The 25,664-nt window shown below is 63.4% G+C and carries 8 protein-coding genes; 4 read left to right on the top strand and 4 right to left on the bottom strand.

The window, feature by feature from the left end; all coding sequences use genetic code 11:
• Positions 1 to 40: 40 nt before the first annotated feature.
• Both GE027_RS13235 and GE027_RS13230 read right to left on the bottom strand, forming a co-directional pair.
• Positions 41 to 1,474, bottom strand: coding sequence for a sulfatase (locus GE027_RS13235; RefSeq protein ID WP_153557678.1), 1,434 nt, complete (start codon positions 1,472 to 1,474; stop codon positions 41 to 43).
• A 99-nt stretch (positions 1,475 to 1,573) separates the two neighbouring features.
• A complete protein-coding gene (locus GE027_RS13230; protein ID WP_162006718.1) occupies positions 1,574 to 2,362 on the bottom strand; it encodes a class I SAM-dependent methyltransferase in 789 nt (262 codons plus the stop codon).
• A gap of 138 nt (positions 2,363 to 2,500) precedes the next feature.
• Here GE027_RS13230 and gap point away from each other — a divergent pair, with 138 nt between their 5' ends.
• Complete coding sequence (gene gap, locus GE027_RS13225) at positions 2,501 to 3,526, top strand: type I glyceraldehyde-3-phosphate dehydrogenase (protein ID WP_153557676.1); 1,026 nt, start codon at positions 2,501 to 2,503, stop codon at positions 3,524 to 3,526.
• A gap of 96 nt (positions 3,527 to 3,622) precedes the next feature.
• Positions 3,623 to 4,126 (top strand): Coa1/Tim21 domain-containing protein, encoded by a 504-nt coding sequence (locus GE027_RS13220; protein WP_153557675.1) that lies wholly within the window; start codon positions 3,623 to 3,625, stop codon positions 4,124 to 4,126.
• A 191-nt stretch (positions 4,127 to 4,317) separates the two neighbouring features.
• Here the strand turns inward: GE027_RS13220 and GE027_RS13215 are convergent, their stop codons facing one another.
• Positions 4,318 to 5,151, bottom strand: a complete 834-nt coding sequence (locus GE027_RS13215) for an ABC transporter ATP-binding protein (RefSeq protein WP_202617406.1) — start codon at positions 5,149 to 5,151, stop codon at positions 4,318 to 4,320.
• 126 nt (positions 5,152 to 5,277) lie between these two features.
• Between GE027_RS13215 and cbiE the strand changes: the two genes are divergently transcribed.
• Complete coding sequence (cbiE, locus tag GE027_RS13210; RefSeq protein WP_153557674.1) at positions 5,278 to 6,519, top strand: precorrin-6y C5,15-methyltransferase (decarboxylating) subunit CbiE; 1,242 nt, start codon at positions 5,278 to 5,280, stop codon at positions 6,517 to 6,519.
• A gap of 138 nt (positions 6,520 to 6,657) precedes the next feature.
• Here the strand turns inward: cbiE and GE027_RS13205 are convergent, their stop codons facing one another.
• Positions 6,658 to 7,218, bottom strand: coding sequence for a TPR end-of-group domain-containing protein (locus tag GE027_RS13205; protein ID WP_153557673.1), 561 nt, complete (start codon positions 7,216 to 7,218; stop codon positions 6,658 to 6,660).
• Between the two features lie 455 nt (positions 7,219 to 7,673).
• On the opposite strand from GE027_RS13205, the gene GE027_RS13200 reads away from it, so the two are divergent.
• Positions 7,674 to 25,619, top strand: coding sequence for a tandem-95 repeat protein (locus GE027_RS13200; protein WP_153557672.1), 17,946 nt, complete (start codon positions 7,674 to 7,676; stop codon positions 25,617 to 25,619).
• The last annotated feature ends 45 nt before the right edge of the window (positions 25,620 to 25,664 follow it).

Below are 25,664 nucleotides of genomic sequence, written 5' to 3'. Positions count from 1 at the left end.
GACGGCTGAGACAGCCGTGCTACTTTGAAAGCCTGTACCGCTACTTTTCGGCTTTGGCGATCGCTCTGGCTTCGGCCTCGGCATCGAAGCGCGGGTTCGGCTCGCTGGGCACCGGCGCCCCGATGTCCGCTCGCCAGGCTTTGAGCTTGGCGTGCAACTGGGCCGCCTTCGCCGCATTGGATTCCGCCAGGTTACGCCTCTCGCCGATGTCCTCGCGCAGGTTGTACAGCTCCAGGTCGCCGCTTTCAAAATACTCGTGCAGTTTCCAGTCGCCCTGGCGAAGGATGCTGCAGGGCCGCGCGCGAAACAGCGGATCGCGCTGTTCGTCGGTGACGCGGTAGGACTGCAGGTAGGCCGGAAAGTGCCAGTACAGAGCACGCTCGGGCAGCCGATCCGTTTCTCCGCACAGCAGCGGCAGCAGATTCACTCCGTCGAGCGGTTGACCGTCTGGCAAGGACGCCCGGCCGAGGGCGCACAGGGTCGGATACAGATCGACGTTGCTGACCGGTATCGTGCTGCGGACGCCTGCCGGAATGCGGCCCGGCCAGGTAAAGAACAGCGGCACGCGGATGCCGCCTTCGTAGTACGTACCCTTGTACCCCTTCAAGGGATGCATGTCGGTGGCCGGACCGTAGCCGCCATTGTCGGAACTGAAGACGATGCAGGTCTGTTCGCTCAAGTCCAGGGCGCGCAGGGTTTCAACGATCCGCCCTACCCCGTCGTCGACGGCCTGGATCATGGTGCCCATCGCGACGTGGTCGTGCAGTCGGCCCGGCGGTTTGTTCTGGTACTTGTCGACCAGTTCCCGTTTGGCGTCCAGCGGCGTGTGAACGGCAAAGTGCGTCAGATACAGCGCCCAGGGTTTTTTCTGGTTCTTCTGAATGAAGGTGATCGCTTCGTCGGTCAAGCGGTCGGTCAGGTACTCGTCGCGCGGCGCATCCTCGAGGCCGGGAGCGCGGCCGTGCGGTGGGTAGTACCCTCGCGGTGGGCTGCCCGAGTGCGTGCCGCCGATGTTCTCGTCGAATCCGTAGGGCACCGGGTCGTCGCTCAGGTGCCACTTGCCGATTGATGCGGTGCGGTAACCGGCATCCTGCAATTGCTCCGCCCAGGTGCGAATCGACGGGTCCAGCGTGTCGGTGCCGGGAACATGCTGCAAGCGGCGATGCGCGGCCTTGCCCCGGGGGCCGGTGCCGACGTTGTAGATCTCGTGCCGCGGCGTGTACTGTCCCGACAGCAGGCAGGCCCGCGACGGGGCGCAGTTGGCCGCCGCGGCGTAGGCATCGGTGAATACCATGCCGGCGTTGGCCAAGCGATCCAAGTGAGGTGTTTCGTAGAAGTCGGAACCCATAAAGCCGGCGTCGCGCCACCCAAAATCATCCAGGTAGATAAAAAGGATGTTGGGACGCGAGTCGTCGGCGCAGAGCGGACCGGCCAGCAGCACCAGCGGAACCAGGTGAAGAAGCAGTCGCAGCATGGAGGCGGGCCCCTGTGGAAAGGACGGAGTGAGCGAGGATGGAACCACGATTGCGGTTTGCCGATTTTAACATGCAGCGGGCGCGCGCACCGGCGGCCCTTAGCGTTTGCTGGCAACCACGAAGAAGCCGCCGGCGATCTCTGGGGCGAAGCGCGACAGCACGCGTTCGCCGCGGATGTCCAGCCGCAGCAGATGGTCGATTCTCAGTCCGGCGTGCCGCACATCGGCCTTCAGTTCGCCGCGTGAGAACGAGTGTAGGAACATGTCCGACAGGCCCCGATAGGCGTACACCCAGTCGCCGAATTCGTGATCGGTTCGCCGCAGGCGGTACCAGAGGCTGGTCGCCAGGCGTTTCAGGCCGCCGGGGTGCCGCAACCAGGCTCGTCGATGATGGGCGTGCACCAGCAGGCGGCCGCCGGGGCGGAGGATGCGATGGCAATGGGCGAGGAACCGCCGGCGATTTTTTCGGCCGCGGATCATTCCCAGCGTGCTGAACAAACAAATCGCGTGGTCCACGCTGGCGTCGGCCACCGCTTCGAGCTGCACCAGATTGGCGCGCAGAACGTCCATTTCGACCCCGGCTTCGGCGGCCGCCGCGCGGGCCCGCCGCAGCATCGATTGGCTCAGATCGATGCCCAGGACGCGGTATCCGTCGGCCGCCAGAGGGATCGCCGAACGGCCGTTTCCGCACCCTAGGTCGGCGATCACGGTGGTTGCTTCTTGCCCTGGTGGCGGAAGGTGACGACGGGTCAACCGCAGGTCCAGCTGGACCAGGGGGGTGTCCCGCAGGACGGCATCGTAACCGTCGGCGATCGCCGGCTGGTGGGTGTAATCCCAGGTGCCCGGCGAGACGCCCGGAGGAAGCTGCCAGAGAGGGGGGCGTACCACGATCGTTGATCGCCTTAAAGTCGGGGGCTGGTTCGGTAAGAAATTTGACCGCTATAATCCGCGTCCGGTCGGTCGGCAACAGTGCACCCGGACCGACACCACTCTGCCTTCTAACGATACCAATCCGGGAGAAATACCGTGACGATTCGAGTCGCCATTAATGGCTTTGGACGCATTGGTCGATTGACGTTCCGCAACCTGATCGAGCGTGGAGACGATTTCGAAGTCGTCGCCGTCAACGACTTGACCGACAACCGCACCCTGGCCACGTTGCTCAAGTACGACAGCATCCACGGTCGCTTCGATGGCACCGTCGAATATGACGACGAAGCCCTGACGGTCAACGGCAAGAAGATCCACGCTCTGGCCGAGCGTGACCCCCGCAACCTGCCCTGGGGCAAGCACGACGTCGACGTGGTGATCGAGTCGACCGGATTCTTCACCGGTCGTGCCACCGCCGACGCTCCCGGCTATGACAGCCACCTCGAAGCGGGCGCCAAGAAAGTCGTGTTGAGCGCTCCGGCCAAAGACGGCGCGGACCTGACCTGCGTGCTGGGCGTCAACGACGACAAACTGACGGCCGACCTGAAGTGCATCAGCAACGCCAGCTGCACCACCAACTGCCTGGCCCCGGTCGCCAAAGTGCTGAACGATACGTTCGGCATCGAATCCGGGTTGATGACCACCGTGCACGCTTACACCAACGACCAGAACGTTCAGGACCAGCCGCACAAGGACCTGTACCGGGCCCGCGCCGCGGCCTTGAACATCATTCCTACCTCGACCGGTGCGGCCAAAGCCGTGGGCCTGGTGATTCCCGAGCTGCAAGGCAAATTGACCGGCATCGCCATGCGAGTGCCCGTGCCCACCGGCAGCGTCGTGGACCTGACCTGCAACCTGGCCAAAGACGCCGACAAGGATGCGATCAACGAAGCGATCAAGGCCGCAGCCGAAGGTTCGATGAAGGGCATCCTGTTCTATGCCACCGATCCGATCGTCAGCAGCGACATCGTGCACGACTCGCACAGCAGCATCTTTGCCTCCGATTTCACCCAGGTTTTGGGCGATTCGGGACGCCTGGTGAAGGTCGTCAGCTGGTACGATAACGAGTGGGGCTACAGCTGCCGTACGGCCGACTTGGTCGCCCGTATCGGCAAAATGTAGTCGCCGCGCAAAGCGAGTCATCGTGAATTCGAGGTCGAGCCGCCGGCGGGTCCCCGTCGGCGGCTCGGCCTATTTTCTCTTCCGGAGCCTTCGACGATGTCCAGTTCACCCTACTCCGCGACCGACCCCTCGCAAACGCCTCAGCAAGACAACACGTTAAAGATCGTCTTGATCGTTCTGGGCGTGGTGCTGTTGGCGGTGATGCTGGTTTGCGGAGGCATTATGGCCGCCGGTTATTTCGCCGTGCGACAGGTGGCTACCGAATTCGAAGAAGGATTCAGCGAAGCCTTCGGCGGCGGTTTCACACGGCAGTATTTGGACACACCGGAAGCGAAAGAGGCGCTCGGTGAAGTGCAGAAGACGGCGCTGTTGTTCGAAAACACCGCCGACGATGACGACGGCAATCTGGAGATCCGCGTCGAGGGCAGCAAGGGCAGTGGCACCCTGATCATCGGTGCCGACGAAGAGGGCAACGAACTGGTCCAGTTGGTCATGGATGATGGCCGGATCATCGATCTGCCGCCGGCGGCGGCCTATGAAGAGCCCAATCTGGAAGAGGCTCTGCCCGAGCAAGAGGTCCAGCCGCAACCGTTGAGGTAGGCGAGGGGGAAGCTCAGATTCGAGATTTGAGATTTCCGGCTCTAACGGATTTTATGTACGAGTAGAATCGTTTTCTCCCCTCTCCCCCGAAGCCTGGCGAGCCTAAGCGAGCCAGGCTTCGGGGGAGAGGGGAGAAGACATTGCCTTCTACCGCCTCAGCTGGGCAGCCCTGCGTCAGCCCTGGGGTTGGCCTATCGCCGGCCCGTTGCCCCTTCTCGTTCCACCCTCAGGGTCCAGTGTTGGTCGTGGCGGCCGACGGCGACGGGCGTTTCGAATACGTCGCTCAGCCGGTCGTCGGTCAGCATCTGCTCCGTCTCGCCGACGCCGTGGACGCGGCCCGCTTTCAGTAACACCACACGGCGAATCGCCGGAAGGATCTCTTCGACGTGGTGGGTCACCAACAGCAGCGTGGTGCCGCCGGCGGCCAGTTCGCCTAGTTGTTTCAGGAGGGTCGCGCGGGCGGCGATGTCCAGGCCTGTGGTGGGTTCATCAAGGACCAAGGCGGCGGGGCCGTGAACCAGGGCGCGGGCGATCAGGGTGCGGCGCCGCTCGCCGGTCGACATCGTTTCCAGCGTCCGCTCGGCCAGGTGGCCAGCGTCCATTCGCTCGAGCGCCTCGCCGGCTCGCCGCACGTCGCGCTTCCCATCGTATTTCAGGTGGCGGGCGAGGCGAACGCCGCTGAAGCCCGACAGCACGGTCTGCAGGGCCGTCATCCGCCCGCTGCGGCCGCTGGCAAAGGCCTGATCCAGTTCGTTGCTGACGATGCCCAGCTGGCGCCGCAGGCTGTCGATGTGCCAGTCCGAACGGCCCAGGATGCGAACCGTGCCCGCATGTTCGCCATCGACCGACGGATAAAACTGGCGGATCAATAATTTTAACAGGGACGTTTTGCCCGAACCATTGGCGCCCAGGATCGCGGTGTGCTGGCCCTGCGGCAGCGTGATGTCGACGCGATCGAGGATCCGCACCGGTCCGCGGGTGACGGTCACCTGTTCCAGTTCCAGCAGCGGCGGTGAGTGGGACACTTGTTCTCGTTGGTTGATGCGGTAACCCTTGTTGCCAAGAAGCCTTGTTGCCAAGAAGCTGGGCGGGCGGTCACAATTCTAGCGACCTGGCTTGTCCCTGACACTCGGTTTGAAAGGAAAACCGCTTTGAACTCCGCACCTCGCATCCAGATCATCGGCGTCGGCGACGATGGCCAGGACGGCCTGACCGGGCACGCCCGCCAACAGATCGAACAGGCCGATGTTTTGTTGGGGCCCGCGAACCTGCTGAAACGCATCAGTATCGGCCCGGAGCAGCGGCTGGAAATCGGCACCGACCTGCAGCAGCTTCGCGAGTCGCTCGAGCAGGTGGGCTCGCGGCGGGCGGCGCTGCTGGCGGTCGGCGACCCGCTGTTCTATGGCATCGCTCGCTACTTGACCGACACCCTGGGCAAGGATCGCTTTGAGGTGCTGCCGCACGTCAGCAGCATGCAGTTGGCGTTTGCCCGAGTGAAGGAGAGTTGGGATGACGCCTACCTGACGAACCTGGCCACCCAGCCGCTGGACCGGGTCGTGGACACGGTGCGCACGGCCGAACGCGTGGGATTGTTCACCACCGAGCAGCTGACCCCGTCGGTGGTCGCCGAAGCGTTGCTGGACCGCCGGATCGATTACTTCACCGTGTACGTCTGCGAAAACCTGGGTTCTCCGGCCGAAACCGTCACCCAGGGCGACCTGCAGGACATCAAGGGGCAGACGTTTGCGCCGCTGAACGTGATGGTCTTGGTCCGGCGGCGCGGATCGGCCGACCGGCCGGCCGGTCACGGCAAGCAGCGTCTGTTCGGAAACGCCGATGACCGGTTTCTGCAGTCGCGGCCCAAACGTGGTTTGTTGACTCCCGTCGAGGTTCGCTGCATCGCCCTGGCCGAGATGTCGCTGCAGGCCGACAGCACGGTCTGGGACGTGGGCGCGGGCAGCGGTTCCCTGGCGATCGAGGCGGCCTCGATCGCCCGTCGCGGCAAGGTGTACGCGATCGAGATGGACGCGGAGGATTACGGCCTGATGGTCGAGAACGCGCGCACCTTCGATGTCCCCTCGCTGGTTCCGGTTCACGCTCAGGCGCCCGAAGCCTTCGACGACTTGCCGGATCCCGACGCGATCTTCGTGGGCGGCAGCGGCCGTGCCGTGCCCGGTTTGGTGCGTCAGGCGATCAAGCGGTTGCCGCCGCAGGGGCGGATCGTGATCAACGTGTCCAGTCCGGACAATCTGCTGGCGGTTCAGCAGGAACTGGACGCGGCCGATCTGGTGCCGGAGGTGCGGATGATCAACATCGCTCGCGGACAGTACCAGCTGGATCGCACCCGGTTCGAAGCCCTAAACCCAACGTTTTTAATTTCCGCCGGCCGGTAAACAAACCAGCTCGGCTGTCCAAAGTAGCTCGGCTGTCCCAGCCGAGACAGAAACCAAGTAGCTCGTCAGCTACGGTCCAAAGTCTGGCGACTTCAGCTGCGATCCAAAGTCTGGCGACTTCGGCTACGTGCAGCGGCGTCACACGGCCAGATGGCTGAGAGCTTGGAAGGCGGGGTCGAAGCGGATGGGATCGAAGTCGGCTTCGGCGTCGATCCGGCAGCGAAGTTCCGGTTCCAGGTCCAGGGCCCAGACCAGTTCGGTGATCGCGTCGTCGCCCTGGCCCATGGCCGCCAAGTAGCAGGCCAGGTTGAAGTGCAGCGCCGCGTTATCGGGCGTGAAGTACAGGCCGCGGGTCACCACGGTGACGGCGTGGTCGAGGCGTCCGGTTCGGCGGAGGCACCAACCGAGAGCCAGCCAGATCCCGGGCCGATGCGGTTGGTCGCGGGCGGCTTTCCAGAGACAACCGGCGGCCGCGCCATAGCGCCGCAGCAACCGCAGGCATTGCCCCATCACCAGCAATCGGCGCCATGCCAGGACTTCGGGGACCGGGGCATCGCGAGCCATTCGCAGAGATTTCAACGCCAACTGTCGCCTCAGGGCGGGTCGCAGGCCCAGTTTGGAAGCCACGGACGTAATCAGCTGCAGGTAACCTTCAGCCTGTTCCAGTTGCTGGCAGCCTTGAAAGCGGTGGTCGTTCATCGCGGACGTTCCCCGAAAGCGAACTGCGTGGTGTCGAAGCTGTATTCTACCGCCCGAGGCAAGCGGGAGAAGGGCGAAAATGGGTCGATGCGCTCGGAGGAACCGTAACGATTGGGAAGTTTTTCTGGGGAACTTTCCATTTTTCCTGGCGTCCAAGGCTCGACGCGAAAGTCTGTCCCGATTGAGAGGGGGCCTGCGGGGCCGACGGTGGCCCGCCGGGTGCGGGGGGGGCGTCGTAGACCGTTTGATCACTACAGCCGCACATGTTCGGGTCCGCCACGACGTTTGAATGCGTCATTTCGGACCGGAAATTTGCGGGCTCTGCGGCCCCAACTATACTCGCAACTGCTTTTATTGGCGGACCTCCTTCGCGCCACCGGCAAACAACGACTGAACTAATCCCCGCTGGTTGTTCCTCGAACGGCCAGCTGCAACACGCTTCGTAAGGTTGGTTTATGGCCTCCCGTAAACGGCAACGCTCGCTGCTCGAATCGCTTCGCAATTCCGCACTCAAGACGGGCACCCGTCCCCAGAGGGCCACGCGTGATGCGCGGCGCCGCAATCTGCTGGAGAAACTGGAGCAGCGTCAGCTGTTGGCCGGTCCCCAGTTGATCGGTATCCAGCCCAACGAGGGGGCGTTGATCATCGATGGTACGGTCCGCGAGGTGTCGCCTCGCTTGTTGACCTTCCGCTTTGACGAAGATCAATCGATCAGTTCCGCAACGACCGACGCGATCCGGATCACGCGAGCCGGCGAGGACGGCGCGCTCGGCACGGCCGACGACCAGGTCGTGTCGCTGCCCGATGGTTCGGTCGTGGTCAATAGCGAAGCGTCCAACGAGGTCCTGGTACGCTTTCCCAACGCCTTGCCGGACGATCGTTACCGCATCGAAGTCTTTGGTTTCGATGATCCGGGCCGTGGAATCGTGGGCCTGCGCAATACGGCGGCCGACGGCAGCCCCGGCGACCTGCTGGTGCCCAGCGAAGCCGGCGCGCGGAAAGAGCAGGTGGATTTCGAGCTGCGATTGGGGGCTTTGGTCGAAGCCGTCGTGCCGCAGCCGGTGGTCCGCTTGGCCGATGGTTCGCTGGAGCAGCGTCGTGATCAGGTCGTCGTGTACTTTAACGAAGACGAGTTGTTTGCCGAAAACGATGCGTCCGGTAATCCGACCTTGCGCTCGGTGGAAAATCCTCGCTTCTACCAGTTGCTATATACCCGGGACACGGTTCGCACCACCGACGACGACCTGTACCTGCCCACCAATGTCCGCTACGACGCGGCCAGCCACACCGCGACGCTGACCTTCCAGGACGACATCAGCAACCTGGCCGGCGCGGCCAACGTGACGGCCGGCCCGGCATCGATCAGTGGCGGTACGTTCCGCCTGCGCGTGGGCACGGCGGTCGACGATCGGGCCGAATTAATTATCCAGCCTACGAATGTGGCCGTGGTGGCTTCGGTCACCAGCGATCTGTTGACCCGTGGCGCGGCCAGCGTCACGTTCGTCTCGCGCGTGGCCGGCGAGGCCGGCAGCGGCGCGTCGGTGCGGTTCGAGCGAACCGGCACGGCGACGACGACGGTGCGGGTCGAAAACGATCGCGAGGTCGTCATCAGTTTGGCCAGTGGTGCCGAAGTCTCCGATGTGCGCGACGCGATGTTGGCTTCGCCCGAAGCCAACGCGCTGTTGGAGGTGCGGATCAGCGGCGATCCCGGTGCGGCGGTCGGCGAGGGGATCGAGTTTCTGCCGGCCCTCGAGGTGGTGGCCGTCGGCGACACCTTCGAGACCGCCTTCGATGTGGGCACGTTCGGCGAGAGCACCGCGACGCTGACCAGTTTGATCGTTTCGGAGCAGATCGATCCGCAGCCCTACCTGTTGGAGCTGCTCGGTGGCAACGACGACCCCGGCCACCGCCAGTTGGATGATTCCGCCGGTTCGGGCCTGCGGCAGCACATCTCGCACTTTCTGACCCCGGACATAACCGCGGGCATCACCACGATTCCCTATAACTTCCAGACGGTTTACGGAACGACCAACACGGGGGCCGACGCGACCAACAGCATCACGCCCGGCCAGAAGGAACGGGTCCGCGAAGCGTTGGCGTTGTACGCGGCGGAGATCGGGGTGCAGTTCACCGAAACCGCCGATCAAGGGATCACGTTTGCCGTTGGCGATCTGAGCAATCTGCGCGGCGGCAATGTGTTGGTCACGCCCGGGTTCGGTTTGGGCATCCGGATCGATCCGACGTTTGCCACCAGCGCGGTGGTGTTGAATTCGCAGATTCCGTTTAGCAACCAGTACGGCGAGCGTTTCTTCCGTACCGCACTGTTGGGGATCGGCGATGTGTTGGGGCTGGAGCAGGCGGGCGAGTTGCCCATGTCCACGCTCTCCACGCGAACGATTGAGTTCCTGACCGGCACGATCGACCAGAACCTGACGAATCTGGATCGCGACTTGTTGTTGCCGGCCGGGCCGTTCCCCGGAACCGATACGGAGCTGATGGCCGCTCGGCCGCTGGAGCCGATCTTCCCGGGCGATCACGACATCCTGCATGCCAAGTACCTGTACAATCCGGACAGCATCGATATCGATCTGTACCGCTTTGAAGTGGACCTCGGCGATGGCGATAAGGTCGGTTTGCTGACCGCCGAAACCTTTGCCGAACGGTTGTCCGACAGCAGTCTGTTGGACACCACGTTGACGTTGTACCAGCAGCAGCAAGCGACCGTGACGACCGATTTCGAAGTCGGCACGGATCTGTCGGTCGAGTTCGAAGCGGTCCGCCCGGCGCTGCTGGGGAACCGGACGCAGATCGAGTTTGCCCAGGTCGACCGCATCGGCGGCAGCACCGCCGTAGAGGTCGTGCCGACTTCGGAAAACTCGTTCCGTGTCGAGATTCCTCGCCAGAGCCTCAGTACCGGTTTGCCGGTGGTCACTGTGGGCAGCATCCTGGATGCGATCAACAACGACCCCTTTGCGTCCTCGTTGGTGACCGGCCGCATTGTCAAAGGCGATGCTGGCATGGATGTGGGCGGTTTGAGTTTGGACTTCAATCCGCTGATGCTCAGCGGTGGCGACCTGATCGAGCTGTCGCGCAACGACGACTACTTCAGCGAAGATTCACGAATTCGCGCGACGCTTGGAAACGGCGTGTATTACGTCGGCGTGGCGGCCAGTGGCAACGACCTGTACGACCCCACGATTCCCGGCAGCGGTTTCGGCGGACGCAGCCAGGGCAAGTACGACCTGCAGTTCGTGTTCGAAGCCCAGGTCGACGAAGTGGACGTCATCCGTGATCTGGACAGCGGTCGCGCTGGCGTGCCCGGGGTGGCCCTCGACGGCGACGGCGACGGGGTTCCCGGTGGCGCCTACAACTACTGGTTCCAGTCGCGTCCGCTGCAGCGACAGGTAGAGTTCAGTGCCGGTGGCGACGGCATCACACCGTTGTCGACGATCCGCATCGAAGGCGGTCAGGGCGTCGAGCGGGTGTATCAGTTCGTGCCTCAGGGCAGCACCGGCGACCCACGGTTCACTTCGGTGATCTATCGCACCGATGATTCGGCCGCGGTGCTGGCCATCAAGTTACGCCAAGCGATCAACACCAACACCGGCTCGACCGGCGTGAGCGCCGCGAGCAGCAACGGCATCCTGACGCTGAGCAACGAGCGCGAGATCGACCTCTCGCCGGGCTTCGTCGGTGCCGAGGTGCACGGCAAGACGATCTTCGTCGACAAACTGGCCGGTCCCAACGCCGACGGCACCACCGCCCGGCCCTTCAACAATATCAGCTCTAGCGACGTCGCCAATGCGTTCGACGCCGCCGAACCGGGGGACATCGTGCGGATCGTTGGCAACGGCGGCAGCGACCAAACGCTGGCCACCGAAGCCGATAACTTTGCCTATGAGTTCGGGTTCGCCGAAACGGCCGGACAGATTCTCGAAGACGGCGCAGCGATGGAAGTGCCGCAGGGCGTGACCACGATGATCGATGCGGGAGCCGTCTTCCGGTTCCGCAACTCGCGGATCAGCGTGGGCAGTTCGGACCTGTTGGTCGATCGCAGCGATGGGGCCCTGCAGGTGCTGGGCACGCCGCGGTTGCTGGACGTTAACGGTAACGTGACCAGCGAAGACGGCAGCGTGATCTTCACCAGTACGCGCGACAGAAGCGCCGGCCAGGCGCTGCCTGCGAATTCGCCGCCGGCGGCGCCCGGCGACTGGGGCGGCTTGGTCTTCCGCAGCGACTTCGACGATGCTCAGGGCCGGTTGAACCTGGAGGACGAAGGCATCTTCCTGCAGTACGTCAACCACGCCGACATCCGGTTCGGTGGCGGCGGCAACGTCAAAGTGGGCGGGTTCCAGCAGATCGTTAATCCGATCCAGATCATCGATACGCGGCCGACGATCACCTTCAACCGCATCTCGCGCAGCGCCGGGGCGGCGATGAGCGCCGCGCCGAACAGTTTCGAAGAAACCAGTTATCAGGCGCCTCGCTACCAGCAGGCCGGAGCGTTCACCAGCGACTACGATCGCGTCGGGCCGGACATTCACTTCAACGAATTGATCCAGAACAGCTTCAACGCCCTGTTCGTGCGGGTCGACACGCTGTTGGGATCCGAGCCGCGTGAGTTGACGTTGGCCGGTCGCTTTGACGATACCGACGTCGTGCACGTGTTGGCCGAAAACCTGAAGCTGGCCGGTACGCCCGGCGGAGCGATCACCGATGGTATCCAGCCGGCGGTGGACCTGATCAACGCCGCCTCACGCGATGGCGGAACCCTGACGCCCGGCGATTACGCCTATCGCATCACGTTTGTCGACGCCAACGGTTTCGAGAGTTTGCCGTCGGACGCCAGCAGCACGTTTACGGTGGCCAACGGTGACAACGCGATCCTGCTGAGCAATCTGCCGCCGGCGGCGGAGGGTTATCAAACGCGGCGCGTCTATCGGGCCTCGCTGGGCGGACCGCATCCTGGTGAGTTCCGCCTGGTGCGGGAAATCGACGCCTCGAGCAGCACCTTCTTCGACGACGGTCAGACGACCGAAGGCGTGTTGGATCTGACTCGCAATGGAACGCGGGGGCGATTGGACGCCAGCCTGGTCTTCGATCCGGGCCTGGTTACCAAATTGATCGGCTCACGCTTGGAACTGGGCGTCGGAACTCAGGTGCTGGCCGAAGGTTTGCCCGGCCAGGAGGTCGTGTTCACCAGTATCAGCGACGACCGCTACGGCATCGGTGGCACCTTCGATACCAACAACAACGGCAACCCGGCCGGCGACGCCAAACCCGGCGACTGGGGCGGCATCTATGTGGGCCCGACGGCGCATCTGAGCCTGGACAACGGCGTGGTGGCCTACGGTGGTGGACTGACGCGAATCGAAGGTTCCTTCAAAGCCTTCAACCCCATCGAACTGCAGCAGGGTACCGGGCGCATCACCGACACGGTGTTCAGCGACAACGCCAACGGTCAGGGCGGACAAGGGCCGACGGGACGGTTCGGACGCTTGGCCAATACGCCGGCGACGATCTTCGTTCGCGGCAGCCAGCCGACGGTTGTTAACAACCAATTTATCAATAACGGCGGCAGCGTCATCGATATCGATGCCAATAGCATGGTCGCGGACTTGAGGCCCGATATCGGTCGTCAGACCGGCGGAATCGAACGGCTGTCGACGCTGGACGACAACAGCGGACCGCTGGTTCGCCGCAACCGCTATGACAACAACGACATCAACGGGATGGAGATCCGCGGTGCGACGTTGACCGTGGAAAGCATTTGGGACGATACCGACATCGTGCACGTGGTCTACGATCCGATCGTCGTCGACAACATGCACTCGGCCGGTGGACTGCGGCTGGAAAGCCGACCGGACGAGAGTTTGGTGGTCAAGTTCTCCGGTGGCGCTACTCCCTACGCGGCCGAACCCGGCACGGGGCTGACCGCCAAGGGGACCCCCACGGACATCCGTGACCGGATCGGCGGTACGTTGCACATCATCGGCCAACCCGGATTCCCCGTCGTTCTGACCAGTTTGAAGGACGATACTGTAGGGGCGGGCGTCAAACCCGACGGCTCGCGGCAAACCGATACCAACAACGACGACCTGGACAGCCGCCCGGAACCCAACGACTGGCGGGGCATCCTGCTGGACGAGTACAGCAACGACCGCAACGTCGAAACGGTTCTGGAGCTGGAAAGCAGCGTCGTCGAAGCTCGCGGCACCAACGGCACGGTCGGCACCGCCCAGGTGCTCGGTGACTTGGCCCCGAACTTCTATTCCACCGACGAATACCTGCGGCTGGGCTTCACCGTCGATGGCTACCTGGCCAGCCCCAGCGACGTGGACGTTTACAACTTTACGGGCGAAGCCGGCACGGTGGTGTGGTTCGACATCGACAAAACCACCCATTCGCTCGATACGGTCATCGAGCTGCTCGACAGCGATGGCAATCTGCTTGCCCGTTCGAACAACAGCACCGGTGAAGTCACTGATCCCTCGGGCATCGTGATCCGTTCGCCGCTGGTCGAAGGGCGCGTCGGGCCGCTGGCTCGTGGCGACGAGGCGTTTCATCGGTTGGGCGTCGAAGGCCAGTACAAAGACTACGGCACGACCAATCCCCGCGATGCGGGTTTCCGCGTGGCCTTGCCCGGCGTGACCGGCAGCCGCTCGGCCTACTCCTTCCGCATCCGTAGCGCCAGCGTGCAGCCCGATGACGTCGGCGGCGGCACCACGCACGGGGCCTACACGGTCCAGTTGCGGCTGCGCGAGGACCAGGAGTTTGGCGGATCGGTGGTGCGTTTCGCCGACATCCGTTACGCCAACCACGGCGTGCACATGCGGGGCGTGATGCAGAATTCGCCGCTGTTGGGCGATGCTCAGGAGAACGAAGAGGTCGATGATTTCCGGTCCAGCAACGATTCGCTGGTGTTCGACCAGGACCGCACCGGCAACCGTCCCCAGTACTTGGGCAACCTGCTGGAGACCGACGACGTGTCGCTGACCGTCGGCGGCAATCTGTTCAGTTCTGGCGACGTGGACTTCTATAAGTTCGATATCGACTACGAGGACCTGCCGGGCGAATTCAATCCCCTGCAACACTTCTCGACCGTGTTCGATGTGGACTATGCCGATGGTTTGGCGCGGCCCGACACCAGTCTGGCCGTGTTCTGGGACCCGGACGGCGAGGTCGACCAGAATTTCAATCGCGAGCGAGCTCGGCTGGTGCTGTGGAGCGAAGATGGGAATATCGGCGAAGACCAGACCAGTCCGCTGGGGCCGGATCCGGCCGAGTTGTTCGAGCGCGGTTCGCTGGGCTCCGGCGACCCGTTCATCGGTCCGGTCTCCGTCCCGGCAACCGGCGTGTATTACGTGGCGGTGGTCAGCGACTCCCGGGCTCCGTCCGAACTGCTGAACAACCCGACGGTGCGGCGAGACCCGCTGCCGAGTGTCGCCCGAATTGCCGACGACCAGATCGATACCACCGGAGCCCACACGGCCGAACCGCCGGCGGTACCGGTTCTGATCCCGCGGACCGGCCTGCCGGCCGATTGGCAGATCGGCAACCAACGCAGTGCCAATGGTGGACATGGCGACCCACAGTACTTCGACAATACCAATACCGGGCTGACCAACCCGGGCCCGACGATTGTCAATGAGTTTGAACGCAATGACCCGCAGCTAAGTCGCGCCCAAAACCTGGAGTTCTATGATTGGAACCTGAGTTACGACGGCGATGTGGGTGACACCAGTCGAAATACATCCTTGTTGTATCCGTGGATCAAAGTCCGAGGCACGGGTGACGGAACGATCGACGCCTATTCCTTTACCGTCCCGGCCGATGGCAAGGTCATCATCGACGTCGACGAGGTCTCCAACGGGTTCACTCAGGAGGACGATGAGTCGCCGTTCCTGCCGGCGGACCTGCGATTGGTGGTGGTGGATTCCGCCGGCACGATCGTGGGCACCGACGACAGTTCGCCGGCCTCCTTCGGTGCCGGCGGCAGCGACAGCAGTCGCGACCCCTTCCTGGAACTGGACCTGACGGCCGGTACCTACACCTTTGCGTTGGGGCTGGATGACCTGAGCTTTTCCGATGGCGCGTTCACCGGCGAAGGCGTCACCGACCAGACGCTGTACACGGTGAACGTCTCGGTCGAGGGCCACAGTTTCCGTCCCAATTTTGGGGCCAACCAGGCGCTGCAGTTCGTGCCGGCGACGACCGCGCCGTCGACCTTCGAAACCAACGCCTTTAATCTTGGCAACTACACCGCCCAGGACCAACCGTATCTGTACTTCAACTATTACCTCGCCGAGACGGCGTTCACCTCGTTAGAGGTTCAGGCGGTAACCGACAGCGGCACGTTCGCCCTGCCCTTCGCGTTCCAGCAGAATTATTTCGGCTCCTTCCGGCAGGCTCGGATTTCGCTGGATCCGGTGGTTGGCCAAGACAACATCCGGCTGCAGTTTGTCGCCCAGTCCAACCGGGTGGCCAGTCCGGCTTCGCCCCCGCTGACCTTGGACGATTTTGTGATCGGCTTTGCGGAACGCGGCGAGCGGATCTCCAACGCCTCGCCCGGTCAGGACGGATTCAGCTTTACCGGATCGAGCAGCTCGATCCTGCAGGGCGAGTACCAGCTGGAAATCCGTCAGGGTGCGAGCTACTCGACCAGCCAGAACGCGACGCCTCAGCAGGTCTTGACCGAGACGTTCGACACCAATGCTCGCTTGGCTCCCGAATCGGTGACGTTGATCGCCCCGGCCGGCCGCGACCTGCGCGACGGCGACTTCTTTGAGCTGAGCGACGGTGCGACCACGGTGCGGTTTGAGTTCAACAGCACTGGCGGCGTGTCGCTGGGCAGTCTGCCGGTGCCGTTCACTGCCTCCGACACCGACTACGAAGTCGCCCAGGCCATTCGCAATGCCATCAACGGGTCGACTGTCCAGGCGGTTCTAAATATCGAAGCCTCCACCAGTGGCGGCATCGACAATGGTCCCTCGCGGGACAACCGGATCGATCTGTTTGGACCGGTCGAAGCCGATTTCAACGCGGTCCAGCCGACTCCGCTGGTCGTCACGGCTCAGAACGACCCGGTGCAGCTGGCCGATGCGGTCAGCGGTGGCGGGATCGCCCGTCTGGGTGGCGAGACGGCCAGTGGCGGCGCTGGTTTGGGACAGTTCGTCGACGGAGCTTACAGCATCAATCTGGATCGCGGCGTGATCCTGTCGACCGGTCGGGCTGCCGATGCGGCCGGGCCGAACCTGTCGGAAACCACCTCGGGGACGGCCAGCGGCAGCGGCGACGCCGATCTGGATGCGGCCACCGGCATCGCCTCGGTCGACTCGTCCTCGTTCGCCTTCGATTTCCAGCTGGCCGGCAGCTCGCCCTCGCATGTCTACCTGCAAGCGGTGTTCGCTTCGGAAGAGTACGTGGGCGACGCGACCGCTCCGGAGGACCAGGTGGCCGTGTTGATCACCGACCTCGATTTCGGCGGCACCGTCAACCTGGCGCTGACGCCTTCGTCCGATCCGGTCAACAGCACCAGCATCGCTCCGGGATCCTCGCTGTACAACGACAACAGCCCATCGCGGGGCGGTAAGCAGTTGAATGAGTTCGGCCTGGACGGCTACTCACAGGTGCTCACCTTCAGCACCGAGAACACCGATTCCGGCTCGATGATGCTGCAACCCGGACGACGTTACTCGATCAAGTTCGTGGTCGGTGACGGCGAATCGGACGCGATCGATTCGGCCTTATTCCTCGGCGCGGAATCGTTCTCGACCACCGCTCCGGCAGACGTCAACCGGGCAGCCGATCCGGCGACCGGACGAGTGACCTTCGATGCGCGGGTGCAGAACAGCTTTGGTGACCGTAACGTGGCCCGCACGCAAACCCAGATCATCATCGATTCCAGTACGATCAGCCATTCGCATGTGTACGGCATCTGGTCGGAACCGGCGCGCCGCAAGATCGACTTTACCGATGCTCGCTATGACAACCCGTTGTTCGGTTCGCAGACCTTTGTGAACGACTACATCCAGACCGCCCGCTTGGGCAACACGGGGATGGGCGCGGTGCGCAATTTGCCGACGCTGAACGACAGCGTGATCGGTGGTTTGGCACCCGGACCGTACATCGTCAACAACATCATCGACGATGCGCAGTTGGCCGGCGTCAACATCCAGGGCGAATTGCGTCCCTGGGTGATCGATCCCGATTCCAGTATCTTGGATCCCGATTCGGTCGCGGTTCCGGCAGGCACCTGCGTGGTGCATCACATCGGTGACTGTGTCGTCGATGGCGCGCTGTTGACGATCGACGCCGGGCGGACGCGGGTGGTCTTTGAATTTGAAGACATCCAGTCGGGACCGGGCGGTGGCGGCGATGGTGTTCGCGATGGTCACATCCCGATCTACTACCGCCCCGAGGCCGGAACCCAGAAGAACCGTCGTAATTACGGTTACAACAAGCACGAACTGCTGTTGTCGATCCGCGAAGCGATTCTGGCCAGCCCCTTGGTCCAGAACGACATGGTCCAGTTGGTCGATCCGGTGATCGCCAACAATGTGGTGACCAGCAGCCCGATCGATCGGATCCGTAACGATTTCAACTTCTTCAACAGGTTCACCACGTATCAGGAACCGGCCCTGTACCTGTACGGTGCGACCAACGTCTATATGACCGCGGGCATCCCGGTCGCCACCTACCAGGCGCCGATCCATGAAGGCGTCCAGCCGTTTGCGCGGTTGGTCAACAACACCATCGTGGGCCGTGACGGCACGCTTTCGACCGCGGCCGGTTCGGCCACCGATGAACCCAACGATACGATCGCCACGGCCGTGGAAACGCAGATGGGCGTTTCCCACACGCCGGATCTGTATACCACCAGCGGTACCATCGGCGACAACCAGTTGCTGGACGCCGATCAGGACGTCGACTTCTTCAAGGTCGAACTGAACGTCGGCGATCGGCTGCGAGTCAATGTCGACACCGACGGCAGCGTGGATACCGTGCTGCGGCTGTTCAACAGCAGCGGCCAGGTGGTCACGTTCTACGACGCCCAGAACAACCCGTTGACGGTCAGCAACAACGCGGCGGCTCCGGGCGAGACCGTCGGCGTCGACCCCTATATCGACTACACCGCCACGGGCAAGGACAGCTACTACGTCGCGATCAGCGCCTCGGGCAATGACCAGTACGACAGCCTCTCGCTGGGGCAACGCTTGCCCGGCAGCGGCACCGGCGACTATGACCTGTCGATCGAAGTGCTGGCCCCACGCCAGTTCGTGATCGATGCCCAGGCCGGCAGCGCCTATTCCGATGGCGACCAGTTTACGATTTACCAGGTTCCTGATCTGCCGGCGGGCAAACAGGCACCGGTTGCCGCCGGGGCCAACGCGGTGGTGTTCGAATTCGTGTCGGGCACCGGCGGCAGTTCCGCGGGAACGATTCCGATCAACTTCGACGCCGACTACACGCCCGCCGACATGGCTTTGGCGATCGCCGGTGCGATCAATGGTTTTGTCAATAATCCCCGGCTACCCAACCACGAGGAAACCGATCTTCCCGATGGTCGCAGCGGGCCGATCGACCGCGTCACCGCCCAGGTGCTCGGTGGGATCGCGGCCGACGACCAATTCCTCGAGAACTTTACCTTGCGTCCGCATCACGCCGGTTCCAATGCGACCGCGCCGGAAAACATCGGCAGCGACTCGCGCAACGGCTACGGCTTTGATGACGTCGATACCGGCCGGCTGTCGGTTACCAGCAGTGGCGAGGGCGAGACCGAACGCTATGTGATCGTCAAACGCGCCGCCCATATCGATCCCAACGGTTCAATCCGGCTGGATCCGGTACCGGGCCGCAACAACGACCAGTTGATTCCCGAGACCGGCGTGCTGGCGACCCAGGGAGCCAGCCCGACGCTGCTGAACAACGTGATCATCAACACCAACGGTGCGGTGGTCAACGAAGAGACGCGGTTCAACGGGTTTGGTCCCAATCGCGGCACCGACCGTCATCCCAAAAAGGGCGAGGTCGTTGTCGGGGGGTCGATCTTCCAGGCCACCGAGAGCGAGAACTTGTTGTTCCGGACGATCCCGCGGTTCTTCACTCGGGACATCGGCATCGAAGCCGGACCGACCAACACGAACAATCCCAGCGACGACTTCAACGTCGTGTTGAACGTCGGAGCGGATTCGTTGGTCAATCCGCTGGGCGGCGATTTCCTGCCGATCGGCGGATCCCTGGTCATCGACAGCGCGATCGACTCGCTGGCCGAACGCTCGGCTTTTGCGACGCTGAAGCAGTCGCTGGGGATTGCCGTGTCGCCGATCCTGGCGCCCAATCGCGACAATTCCGGGCAACTGCGGGCCGACGATCCGGACACCCAGACGCCGCCCGGACTGGGGGCCAACGTGTTCAAAGACCGCGGTGCTCTGGACCTGGCCGACTTTGTCGGTCCGGTGGCCACGCTGGATGTACCCAAGGACAACGATGCCGAAGGCGTCGATACCGATCCGGCGGTCAGCTTCCTGCAGTTGAGCGACGGCTCCTACAGCCAGTTCCGCATCCAGTTGACCGATGCCGGTGACGCTTCGGATCCGTTCCCCGGCAGCGGCATCGACGACGACACGGTGGTCGGTCCGGACATCCCGGGACTGCGCAAAGAAGGCGCGGCGGTGACCGTGTTCGAAAACGGTCGCTTGCTGACCGAAGGCATCGATTACCGCTTTGCCTACGATGCGACCAAGAATCAGATTCGTTTGACGCCGCTGGCCGGCATCTGGCGAAACGATCGCTCCTACCGCATCCAGTTGAACAACGAAGATCGCTTTGTGGTGATCGCGCCTTCGGCAGCGACCATCAACGATGGCGACCAGTTGACGATCACCGACAACAACGGTGGCGTGATCTCGCTGGAATTCGAAGCCGGCTATGAAGTGGAACTGCCCGAGATCCTGACCTTGATCGTACCTCCGGCCGGGACCGGCGCGGGCGGGATCAGCGATTCCGATCGCTTTGTCATCGACGACGGTACCAACGCCCCGGTGACGTTCGAATTTGACTTGGCAACCGAAAACAACATTCTGCCTGGCAGCGTGCGGGTGCCTTACAACCTGAGCGACTCGCCGGCCGATTTGGCCGCGGCGGTCGCCACCGCGATCAGCTCGCAGACCGGCTTGAACGTCGACGTGACGGTGCAAGGGTCGGAAGTCTTGATCGGTGCCGAGAGCGGCGCTTCGGTCGATGCCTTCGACAGCGGCTTGCTGCAGACCGGCAAGACGTTGGCCCTGCAGCCGCCAGCGGCCGGGGCCGGCCCCGGCGGAATCCAGGACGGGGAAACCTTTACCATCAACGATGGTACCCGCACGGTGACCTTCGAGTTCAACTCGACCGGTGGCGTGCAAGCGGGCAACGTGGCTGTCTCGGTGGCCGGTGCCACCCAGGCGGTAACCGTCTCTCAGGCGATCCAGCAAGCGATCGCCGGAACGAATCTGAACGCTTCGCCGGTGTTGGTTGGCGACCGTCTGTTGCTGGGCTTGCCGGCCGGTGCTTCGGCCACGGCCGGAGCGGGCCAGTTGCGAGTGGTGGGATTGTCCCAGACGTTGACCGATGGCACGACGTTGACCTTTACGCCCACCGATGGCGGCGACGACGTCGTCTTCGAACTGAATCGTACCGATACGGCGAACAACGATGGCGTGGCCCCAGGTTCGGTCGCGGTCGACTACACCCGCAACACCACGGCCGATCAACTGGCCCAGCGGATCGCCGCGGCGATTCGTGCCGAAAACATTGCCGGAGTCACGCCCAGTGTGGTCGAAGCCATCGGCAACGGCGTCGTTGCCATCGGTGGCGATCCCGGCCTGGGATTGACCGCCACGGGATCGTCGGGGTTGGTGGTGACCGGTGAACCCGGCGTCGCCGACTTCAGCAACCTGCAGATCTTCGGTTCGCTGGAATTAATTTTGCCGCAGCTGGGCGGTCCGTCGATCACGCCGGGCTCGCAGTTCGCGCTGGCCAACGCCGATGGATCGCAGACGGTCACCTTCGAATTCACCGAGAGCGGTGTCGCGAACGACCCGAACGCGGTGCCGATCACGTACAACGTCAACGACTCGGTCGATGTGGTGGTCGCTGCGACGGTCGCCGCGATCAACGGCACGTCGCTGGGCATCAATGCGGCGACCGACCCGGCTCGTCCGCAGGTGGTGTTGCTCGGTCAGATCGACGACGCTCAGGTGCAGACGCTCAACAGCGGTTTCTCGACGCGTCGCGGGACGGTCAACGATGGCGACTACATCACGATCTCGCAGGGCTCCGAATCACGGACCTTCGAATTCGATCTGGCGGTCAGCGGCGGCGGGCTGACCCAACCCGGCGCGGTCCCCGTCACGTTCCAAGCCGGTTCCTCGGCCGACGTGGTCGCTTCGGCCCTGGCCGCGGCGATTCGCAACAACCGCGGTCAACTGCGGTTGGATCCGGTGGCCAACGGCGATCAGGTCCTGCTGAACGACGTGCCCGGGACGAACGTCAACGTCTTCAACGCCCCCACGCTGCTGCTCAGCGGTGTGCCGGGCCGGGCCACGCCGATTCTGGTGAACCGGTCGTTCAGTTCGGTACAGATCAAGGAAGCGTTGATCGATGCGATCAACCGCATCAACGACAACGTCCGGCCTGGCGATCCGCCGTTCACCGACGTGCGAGCGGTCGACCGCGGCGGCGACACCCTGTTCGTGGAAAACGCCCAGTCGATCGGACCGGAAGTCCAGAATTACTTCCTGCAGTCGATCGCCGACGAAGCCGGACGCGATCTCAAACCGAACCGCGCGGACAACACCACGCAGTTCACGATCCTGATGAACGAGATCAGTCTGGACTTTGGCGACGCACCGGATCCGGTCAGCGGCGTGCGAGGTCGTTACCCGACCCTGTTCGACGTCGATGGAGCCCGGCACGTGATCGGCCTGGGGCCGGTCTTGGGCAGCCGCGTCGACGGGGACGTCGATGGCCAGCCCACCACTCTAGCCGATGGCGACGACACGTCGATCGATGTGGTGGGCAGCACCGGCAGCTCGTTCGTCGTGACGCAGCAGAGCGGTTCGGTTACCGTGGCCGTGACCGCCGGGGTCGACGGCGATACGCTGACCCTGGACACGGGAACGGCGCGGGCCACGTTTGAATTCGACACCGACGGAATCTTCGAGGAAGACAATTTTGCCGTGGCGGTCCAGCCCGGCGAAACCATGGGCGAGGCCTTGCTGCGAGCCTTCGAGGAGAGCCCGTTGCGGCCGGCGGAATTGGTCGCGGGCAGCGATTCCCTGCAGGTGATCGTCGACGACGAAGACGGCGTCAGCTTCCCCGACGGCGTCGCCTTCCCGGGGGTCCAAGACCCGGTGGCGGTGTTCAACAACAGCCCCGGCTTCCGGACGCCGATCACCGTCACGGTGACCGGTACCGGCATCCTGGACGCCTGGGTCGACTTCAACGGCGACGGCGACTGGTTGGATCCGGGCGAGAAGATCATCGGTCGCGGGATCGATACGTTCGATGCCGACGGCAACCTGGTCAGTCCCCTGTTCGTCGACGACGGTCAGGGTTTGACGCGAACCTTCAGCATCGCGGTTCCCACCACCACGGCCGCGCCGCTGGGACCGCTGACGACCTACGCCCGATTCCGGTTGAGTGCCGAGGGTGATTTGGCTCCCACCGGGTTGGCCCTCAGTGGCGAAGTCGAAGACTACCTGGTGCGTGTGTTGCCCGGACAACCGCCCGCGGTGCCGGTCGGATACCAGTTGACCTACGACGCCCTGGAAGACACGCGTCTGGATGCTTTTGATGCCGACGGTTCGACGCCGCCGGACAACAACAACGGCATCCTGGCGGGCATCGTCGATCCCGATGGCGATCCGATCGCCGTGTACCGCGAGGACGTCGGACCGCGACGCCTGGAGAACGCCGCCGGTAACGGTGGCGACCTGGTGCTGAATTCCGACGGGACGTTCAGTTTCACGCCTGACCCGGACTTCGCCGGTCAATTGAGCTTTACCGCTCGCGTGACCGACGTGCGGGGGATGGGGCGCGAAGGCGAACAGTTGGTCAGCCCCAATCGGGTGAACGTGGTTTTGAACGTCCAATCGGTCAACGACCCGCCGCAGTTGGTCGGTGCGGGACCGAACTTTACGCTGAATGAAGACGAGGTCCGCGTCTTCACTGCCGCCGAACTGACCGACGGCGTGTTCTCGCCGGGCCCGGCCAACGAATCGGATCAGGCGCTGATCATCAAGACCGTGGGCTATGACAACAACGGAACATTCGTGCCGTTCGCGTCGGCCCAGGGTGGCAGCCTGCAGATCTTGGACGACGGGACGTCGGTCCGTTACACGCCACCGGCAGACTACAACGGCAGCACGCCCGACACGTTTGTTTACACCGTCGAGGACGTGCCCACCGGGGCCGGCGAAGTGCCCGAGCTGGGCAATGCTCCGGCCACGGCGACGATCACCCTGAATGCCGTGAACGATCCGCCGACGGCCGTCGACGATGTTTATGCGGCCACCGAGGACGATCCCGATGGTCTGAAGATTCCGATCGATGGCACCAACGGCATCCTGGACAACGACAGCGCGGGACCCGCCGACGAGGACCAGACGCTGAACCTGGTGTTAACCGATTTCCCGATGATGACCGCCCGCGGTGGCAGCGTCCGGTATGTTGCCGCCAGCGGAAGCGAACCGGCACACCTGCTGTACATGCCCGCAGCGAACTTCTCCGGTGCGGACCAGTTCACCTATCGCGTTTCCGACAGCGACGGTGCGATCGGCAGTGCAACGGTCGTGATCAATGTCGGTGGAGCCAACGATCCGGCTCAGTTTATCGGGATCAACGGCCAGGTCGGCGAGGACTCGATCACTCGCAACGAAGCCGGAGCGACGCCGGTGGTGGTCACCTACGACTTGAACACCTGGTTCAGCGATCCCGAAGGCGATCCGCTCAGCTTTGTGGTCACCACCAGCGATGCGGACGTGGTGACCGCCGAGGTCAGCGGCAGCCAACTGCGTTTGACCTATCCGCCCTATGGATTCGGTACCGCAACGTTGACCGTGACGGCCGACAACTTGCCGGCCGGCACTGCCCCGTCGACCCAGGTCACGATTCCGGTGACGGTCAACAACGTGCCCAACCCACCGCGGTTGATCGGTACCTTGAACCCCTTGTCCGGCCAGGAAGACACCGACGTGGTGGCGGATCTGTCGACGGTGTTCGAAGATCCCGATCGCACCCAGTTGACCTACCGAGTGGTTTCGCCGGCCAGTTTCGCCAACTCGCCGCTGATCGAATCGATCGAATTCGACGGCGACCAGATGACGATCAAGCTGCGTCAAGATGCCAATGGGTCGGCGACGGTCACGATCGGTGCGACCGACGATGTGAACAATCCGGCACGCGAAGTGACCGACACGTTCACCCTGAACATCGCGCCGGTGCAAGACGCGCCGACCGGCGTCGCCGACTTCTACAATGTCGCCCTCGGTGCTCGCCTGAGCGTCCTGGATCCGCAACAAGGTGTGTTGGCCAACGACTTCGATCCCGATGGCGACGACTTCAATCTGGAATTGGTCTCCGGGCCCAGCCGAGGGACTGTGGATCTGCGAGCCGACGGCACGTTCGTGTACCAGAACACGGACGGGGAAATCGGGGATACGGACGTGTTCACCTATCGCTTGCTGGACGCCACCGGTGCCAGCGATCCGATCTCGGTGACGATCAACCTCGGTCGATCGAGCTACCAGAATCCGAGCCCGAATACGATGGAGCAGTTGGATAACGGGACGCTGGTCAATACGGACGTTTCGGCGGACGGATTCCTCGCCCCCAACGACCTGCTGTTGGTGATCAATCAACTGAACCGCACCGGTTCGATCTCGGTCAGCGAGTTGAACACGCCGCCGCCACCCTATGTGGACGTCGACGGTGATGGCCAAGTCCTGCCCAAGGATGCCGCGATCGTCTTGAACGCACTGAACCGGCAGAGCCGGCAGCGCAACGCTTCGCCGCAAGGCGAAGCCGCTCAGGGCGAAGCGGTGGCGGGTACGACCGTGTCCTACGCGGCGATCGATCCGGTGAATCTGCCCCAGTCCAACCGGGTGGTCTCCGGACCACAGCGAACCGAGCGAGTTCAGGGCGAACGGGCCCAGGGCGAGCGGGTTCAGAGCGAAAACGCTGCTGCCGACGGCTCGTCCAACTGGCAAGCCGGATTCGTGGCGGTCGACAACCGCGTCGAATCGGCCGTGGATCAGTTGGTCGCCGGACTGCGGTCCGGCGGCGAAACCGATCGCCAGGAAGCGGCCACCGACAGCGCGTTGTCGGAGCTGTTAGATGAGATTAGTGTAGACCTTCCGTAGTCCGTCCTTCGGGACGGGCCAAAACGGATGGACCAAATCGTTGCA

This window comes from Roseimaritima sediminicola, from assembly GCF_009618275.1.
Classification (GTDB): Bacteria; Planctomycetota; Planctomycetia; order Pirellulales; family Pirellulaceae; genus Roseimaritima; species Roseimaritima sediminicola.
The sequence above is the reverse complement of the archived record's forward strand: the minus strand, read 5'-3'. Positions and strand labels throughout refer to the sequence as shown.

Excerpts from the sequence above, each read along its gene's own strand:
- GE027_RS13235 (WP_153557678.1), bottom strand. The coding sequence starts at position 1,474 with ATGCTGCGACTGCTTCTTCACCTGGTTCCGCTGGTGCTGCTGGCCGGT.
- GE027_RS13205 (WP_153557673.1), bottom strand. The coding sequence starts at position 7,218 with ATGAACGACCACCGCTTTCAAGGCTGCCAGCAACTGGAACAGGCTGAA.
- GE027_RS13200 (WP_153557672.1), top strand. The coding sequence starts at position 7,674 with ATGGCCTCCCGTAAACGGCAACGCTCGCTGCTCGAATCGCTTCGCAAT.
- GE027_RS13220 (WP_153557675.1), top strand. The coding sequence starts at position 3,623 with ATGTCCAGTTCACCCTACTCCGCGACCGACCCCTCGCAAACGCCTCAG.